Below are 6,458 nucleotides of genomic sequence, written 5' to 3' on the forward strand. Positions count from 1 at the left end.
GGTTGGTTGGTTGATTTATGGTTTATAACATTCTATAAATAATACTTTTGTGATTTTTTATTTTCCCTGTACGTCTCCAAGGAATCTTTAACAGCATTTTTCTCGGATACTTCTGCCACTGCAACATCCCACCAGGCAAATCCTGGAACTGCTTTTTTCCTATCTACCTCAATATAAATAAGGGTAGTAGTCTCAATGGATTTAGCTTTTATTAGGGCTTCATTAAATTCTTTTATAGTTCCTGCCGTTATAACATGTGCGCCCATACTGGAAGCATTGGCAGCGTAATCTATAGGCAAAAGCCCCCCGTCTAACTGCTGGGTTTCCTCATTTCTATATCTATAGTAGGTGCCAAAACCCTCACTACCCAAAGAACTAGATAGACTGCCGATGCTGGAGTATCCGTTGTTGTTTAGTAGGATAATAGTGAGTTTTTGTTTTTCTTGTATCGAAGTGACTATTTCTTGAGACATCATTAAGTAACTCCCATCGCCTACCATAACATAAACCTCACTATTGGGTCTAGCCATTTTAGCTCCTAGGCCACCTGCTATCTCATATCCCATACAGGAATAGCCATATTCTAAATGAAATCCCTTGGGGTCCCTAGTTCGCCAAAGTTTATGGAGGTCACCTGGTAAACTTCCCGCAGCGCAGACTACAATATCGGAAGCATCTGAAAAGGTATTTACCGCTCCTATAACTTCACCCTGAAAAGCAGGTACCTCATTTTTTTGTTCATAGATTTCCGAAACAAAACTGTCCCAACTTTTGTTATACCCTGTTACTTTTTCCCGATAATCAGTAGCTACCCTAAATTGGGAGAGCTCCCTTTCCATCACTTCCAAAATTGCCTTAGCATCACCTACAAGAGGTAGTGCCCCATGTTTAAAAGAATCGAACTCAGTAATATTAATATTGATAAACTGTACATTAGGATCTTGGAAAGCCGATTTAGAAATAGTTGTAAAATCGCTATATCTGGTGCCTATACCAATTACCACATCTGCTTCCTTTGCCATGGCAATGGCCCCAGGAGTTCCAGTAACGCCAACAGCACCTAGGTTTTGTGGCTCATCATAATCCAAGGAGCCTTTCCCCGCGAAAGTTTCTGCAACAGGAATCCCAGTGGTATTAACCATTCTTTTTAAAACATCCGTTGCACCGCTATAAATGGCTCCTCCTCCAGAAATAATCAAGGGCCGCTTACTATTCTTAATTACAGAAATGGCTTTTTCCAATAACCCTCTATCGGGCATGGGTCTACCTATATACCATACCCTTTTCTTAAACATTTCCTCCGGAAAATCATAAGCCTCTGCCTGTACGTCTTGTGGTAGACTCAGGGTAACGGCCCCTGTCTCTGCAGGGGAGGTAAGTACTCTCATCACCTCAGGCAATGCCGTAATTAGTTGTTCCGGTCTATTGATCCTATCCCAATATTTGGATACGGGCTTAAAAGCATCGTTTACTGAGATATCTTGGGTATGGGCAGCTTCTAATTGCTGTAATACAGGAGCTACTTGCCTAGTAGCGAAAATATCTCCTGGAATCAATAATACAGGAATCCTATTTATGGTTGCCGCTGCGGCACCAGTAATCATATTGGTAGCCCCTGGACCTATTGAAGAAGTACAGACAAAGGTCTGCAATCTATTTTTCACCTTGGCATAGGCCGCTGCAGTATGTACCATTCCCTGCTCGTTTCTTGCTACGTAAAATGGAAAATCTGGGTTTTGGTGCAAGGCTTGTCCTATTCCCGCAACATTGCCATGTCCGAATATCCCCAAGCATCCAGCAAAAAACCGATGTTCTTCGCCATCGCGTTCCACATATTGGTTTTTTAAATATTCTATAGTTGCTTGGCTAACGGTAAGTCTTTTTGTTTTCATGAGTCACATTTTAAAATCCGCCTTTCTCTGCTATAAATTCCAATGATTCTTTTAGGGTGGGCATAAAATTGGCACATCCTTTTTTGGTTACTACCTGTGCCCCACTTGCATTACCCATTCGGCACGACTTCCATACGTCCCAGCCTTGTAGTTGCCCATATAAAAATCCACTTGCAAAAGCATCTCCCGCCCCCAAAACATTGAGTACCTCAACGGGAAAGCCAGGGACTTGCTGCGCCATCCCATCCTTCGTATAAATAGTGGCCCCTTTTTCGCCTTGTTTTACAATCAATGTTTCTATTCCAGATCCAAGAAGTTGTTTTATAGAGGCCGATATATCTCCTTCAATCTCAGGTGCTGAAATCTGCTGATCTTTTATCGTTACTTGGGAAGCGTTACTCATGGTTGCCGCTAGAATTTCTTCTTCGGTACCAATGGCGATTTTAACCCTGGGTAATATGGCCCTAACGGTGAGTCCAAATGCTCGATAATCGTGCCACTGATCTGCTCTAAAGTCTAGATCCAATACTACATCTACTTTGTTCCTATTGGCAATTTCAGTAGCATAAAAGGTTGCACTTCTTGTTGGTTCAACATTAAGTGCGGTACCATTTATCAATACTATTTTATGTTCTGGAATACGAGCTTTATCCACGTCATCTATATCTACCTGACTATCTGCTGCATTGTCCCGATAATAGACGAGGGGGAATTTATCGGGTGGTTCTATACCTAAAACTACGGCGCTGCTCCTAGTTCCATTTTTCACGGGAATAAACTGGGTATTTACTCCTTCATTATTCAAAAAGTCGAGAATAAATTCGCCCACCTTATCATTTCCAACGGCGGTCAGCAAACTAGCGTTAAGACCCAACCTTGCACAACCTACTGCAATGTTTAGTGGAGAACCACCAACAAAGGCATCAAAACCCTTTATTTCGCTGAAAGGAGCACCAATATCCTGCGAATACAGATCTATGGACGACCTTCCAAATGTGATTACATCAAACTTTTTACTGTTCATATTTAAGGCTTTTGGTTGTTCATTTCTGCAGTCACCAAGGGCAGTCTCTTATCTTTACCACTCCATGAATCATATATCCATTCATGATCTGGGTCTGTTGTATTGGCGAGGCATTGGTCGGTTCCAGCCAAAAAATTTAGATAATAACAATGAAAACCATGTTCTGCCACAACAGGGTGAAATCCTTTGGGTATCATCACCACATCATTATGTCTGGCCCTAACAATTTCATCTAAGGACCTATCCTTGGTATACACCTGCTGAATGGCATAGGCTTCCGGTTTTTGAAATTTATAAAAATAGGTTTCTTCCTGTATGGGCTCTAACACCTTACCTTGGTCATCTACCTTACGCTCATCGTGTTTATGGGCTGGAAAAGAACTCCAGTTTCCAGAAGGAGTATACACTTCCCGAACTACTATCTTACTGCAGCCAAATCCGGGAGGGACTAAATCATTGAATTGTCGGGTAGCATTGTCCCCTCCAAAGATAACTACGGGTGTCTCTTCCGGAGTTACGAACTGTGCTGGGAAATCTTCCGTAGTTTTGCACCAACCATAGGCAATATCCAGGGTATTGCTCGTTGCCGTTAATGTAAATTTGGTATTACGGGATAAGTAAAGGGTGTGAGCAACCCCACTAAAAACATCTTTTCTACCATTTTTGGTCTCCCAATTGCCTTGATCACTTTCCACTTTAAAATTCCCGCTCAATAGCACAATTACCATTTCGTTATCTTGGGTATCATGCTGCCAAGTTTCTCCTTTATTCATCAATCTGGCTTCAAAACTAAGGTAGTTCCAATTTGCTGTTTCTGGAGTAATATGATGATAGACTCCTTTAATGGTTTTGGCTTTTACCTGTAGATGTGAGTTATGTTCCATTATATTTTTTCTTAAAATTTTAAATCACTTACTTTCCCCGTAGCGCCCAAAAGATCGAATTTCTGCAGCATAAATTGCTTATAGTCATCCATATATATCTTACCTGGGATTACGGGATCAAACAGCTCGGGAGTATCCCTAAAAAATTCCCTATGCACGCGGGTCCATAAAAGTCTGGTATCCGTGGCAATATTGATCTTGCACACGCCATAGGCGATGGATTTTACAATCTCCTCTGGGGAAACCCCCGAAGCACCGTCGCTTAAAATTCCGCCTGCTTTATTTATTCGGTCTATTTCCACCTTATTAACGGCAGATCCTCCATGAAGAACTATCGGGAATTTGGGCAACCGTTGCTGAATTTCTTTTAAAATAGTAAACTGAATCCCATTACCTCCAGAAAATTTATAAGCGCCATGACTGGTTCCTACGGCAACTGCCAAACTATCACAACCTGTACGTGCTACAAATTCCTCTACTTGGGAAGGCTGGGTATATCTAGCTAATTCCTCATCAATAGACCTATCGTCCTCCACCCCACTAAGCACCCCCAATTCTGCCTCTACAAAAACATTGGCTGCATGCGCCCTATCGACTATTTTTTTGGTCCGCGACACATTATTTTCAAAATTATCATGGGAAGCATCTATCATCACGGATTGATAGTTACCAGATAGTATGGCATTCAAGGCATGGGCATCATCGCCATGGTCTAGGTGTACCGCGTAAGTTGCTTTAGGATATATCCTTGCCGCTGCTGTAATCATGGCCTCTAACATTTTTGGGTCTGCATAATTCCTTGCTGCAGGAGTTAGCTGTACAATAAACGGCGCATTTGCGTTTTCCCCAGCACTGAACAGCCCATGTATCTGTTCCATGGTAAAAACATTCACAGCGGGAATGGCATAAGTGCCATAACAATGTTCATAGAAAACTTTAGGTGAAAGTCGCATTTAAATTCTTCTTTATTGACCATCAGAGTCTTAACAGCTACTCCAAATAACAACAAATAATTGACCTTCCGAAGAAAACCTACCCAAAACTCTATGCAAAGGTTTGCATAGAGCACATAGGCCTTCTCACCATTCCGTAAGTTTATTTATTTTGAAGAGTTCCTAATAACCAATTCGGGCTTAAAAATTTCCTTTCTAAATTTCAATTGGTTATCCTTATTTTTTAAATGGCTCAACAATATCCTGGCGGAAAGCATCCCTATACTGTAAACAGGCTGCCAAACGGTGGATAAGGTAGGTGTAAAAAATGAAGAGTGCGGTTCATCGTCAAAACCCAATATGGAAATTTCCTCAGGTATCTTTAGCCCCATTTTTTTGGCTACATGCATTGCAGAGATTGCAATATTATCGTTCATTGCAAATATTGCATCAGGAGGATTGTCTAATTGAAATAGTTTTTTGGCAGGTTTTATTCCATCCTTATGCGAAAAACCTGGAACGTGCACAATATGCTCTCTTCGTATAGGCATATTATTCTTTCTTAAGGCATCTAAATATCCATTAAGCCTGTGCCCTGTAGTACTTAAATTGAGGGGACCCCCCAAATGCGCTATATTTTTGCACCCTCTATCAATAAGATATTCCACGGCTTGGAAGGCCCCGGAATAATCATCTACCAATACTTTATCGGCTTCCAGACCGGGGCAATCCCTATCGAAGACTACTACGGGAATTCCATTTTTCTGAAGCTTACGAAAGTGGTCAAAATCGTCGGTCTCCGAAGAAGGGGACACTAACACTCCATCTATTTGCATGTTCAATAACTTCTTTACAAGAATAAGCTCTTCCTCATAGGATTCATTGGATAAACAGATCATAATATTATAATCTGATTTTCCCACCACATCTTGAATTCCTGTAATTATTGCCGAGAAAAAATGACTGGTAATCTCTGGCACTATAACCCCTATTGTGTTAGATTTTCTATTGAGAAGACTTAACGCGAGTAGATTAGGCTGATAATCCCACTTTTCGGCCAAAGCTTTAACGGCATCCTTGGTTTCTCTCTTTAGTGCAGGATGATCTTTTAGGGCCCTGGAAACAGTAGATGGGGATATATTTAGCTCGCGGGCAATATCTGTAATAGTAACGCGATTCTTTTTCATATTGGGGTGCTATTTTCACTCTCTCCGTGATTTACCTTATTATTCCAAATTTACCTGGCTTATAATAAAGTGAAATTTACAACAATGAACACGGTAACGTTCAGATTAAAGTACAATATAAATTATTGAGGAATGAATACAAGCATTGGGCAAGAAGAAAAAGTTACGTAATACTAACAAAGCAGTATACAACAGACCTAGTAAACACAAAAGAGGTCGTCTAAAAACTATTTAGGCGACCTTTTATTTTTTGGTTTTTCTGATATTATTTTGAACTTGGTTTGTTAATTAGGTGATTAGTGGCCAGTTAAAATGAGTCAAAGCGATTCTTACATCGCTAAACTCACTTTTTTAAGGTTGTGCGCCATTGCAATTAGACCTATTTCTGTTTCTACTTTATCCAGACCTCTTAACATAAACCTTCTAAAGTCCATATTGTGTTTTATGTTGCCAAATACTGCCTCCACATCCCAACATCTTTGTTTTCTGTGAGCAATACCTTCTGGACTTAGTAACTTTTGTTTCGCCATTGCTTTAAG

The 6,458-nt window shown here is 40.7% G+C and carries 6 protein-coding genes; all 6 read right to left on the reverse strand.

Annotated features, from left to right (window positions below):
* Window positions 1–32 precede the first annotated feature (32 nt).
* The gene (iolD, locus tag G466_RS0103740) at window positions 33–1,892 is read right to left on the reverse strand and encodes a 3D-(3,5/4)-trihydroxycyclohexane-1,2-dione acylhydrolase (decyclizing) (protein WP_026812444.1); all 1,860 of its coding nucleotides are present in this window, start codon (window positions 1,890–1,892) and stop codon (window positions 33–35) included.
* Between the two features lie 10 nt (window positions 1,893–1,902).
* Window positions 1,903–2,916, reverse strand: a complete 1,014-nt coding sequence (gene iolC, locus G466_RS0103745; protein ID WP_026812445.1) for a 5-dehydro-2-deoxygluconokinase — start codon at window positions 2,914–2,916, stop codon at window positions 1,903–1,905.
* 2 nt (window positions 2,917–2,918) lie between these two features.
* On the reverse strand, window positions 2,919–3,800 hold the full coding sequence (iolB, locus tag G466_RS21395) for a 5-deoxy-glucuronate isomerase (RefSeq protein ID WP_034234525.1): 882 nt from the start codon (window positions 3,798–3,800) through the stop codon (window positions 2,919–2,921).
* Between the two features lie 11 nt (window positions 3,801–3,811).
* Window positions 3,812–4,753: a class II fructose-bisphosphate aldolase gene (locus G466_RS0103755; protein WP_026812446.1), complete on the reverse strand. Its 942-nt coding sequence runs from the start codon at window positions 4,751–4,753 to the stop codon at window positions 3,812–3,814.
* Between the two features lie 146 nt (window positions 4,754–4,899).
* A complete protein-coding gene (locus G466_RS0103760) occupies window positions 4,900–5,919 on the reverse strand; it encodes a LacI family DNA-binding transcriptional regulator (protein WP_026812447.1) in 1,020 nt (339 codons plus the stop codon).
* A gap of 329 nt (window positions 5,920–6,248) precedes the next feature.
* Window positions 6,249–6,458 (reverse strand): transposase (locus G466_RS0103765; RefSeq protein ID WP_026812448.1); only part of this gene is annotated, 210 nt, incomplete at its 5' end.

The organism is Arenibacter certesii DSM 19833 (assembly GCF_000429545.1).
Taxonomy (GTDB): Bacteria; Bacteroidota; Bacteroidia; order Flavobacteriales; family Flavobacteriaceae; genus Arenibacter; species Arenibacter certesii.

Excerpts from the sequence above, each read along its gene's own strand:
- iolB (WP_034234525.1), bottom strand. The coding sequence starts at position 3,800 with ATGGAACATAACTCACATCTACAGGTAAAAGCCAAAACCATTAAAGGA.
- G466_RS0103760 (WP_026812447.1), bottom strand. The coding sequence starts at position 5,919 with ATGAAAAAGAATCGCGTTACTATTACAGATATTGCCCGCGAGCTAAAT.
- iolC (WP_026812445.1), bottom strand. The coding sequence starts at position 2,916 with ATGAACAGTAAAAAGTTTGATGTAATCACATTTGGAAGGTCGTCCATA.
- G466_RS0103755 (WP_026812446.1), bottom strand. The coding sequence starts at position 4,753 with ATGCGACTTTCACCTAAAGTTTTCTATGAACATTGTTATGGCACTTAT.
- iolD (WP_026812444.1), bottom strand. The coding sequence starts at position 1,892 with ATGAAAACAAAAAGACTTACCGTTAGCCAAGCAACTATAGAATATTTA.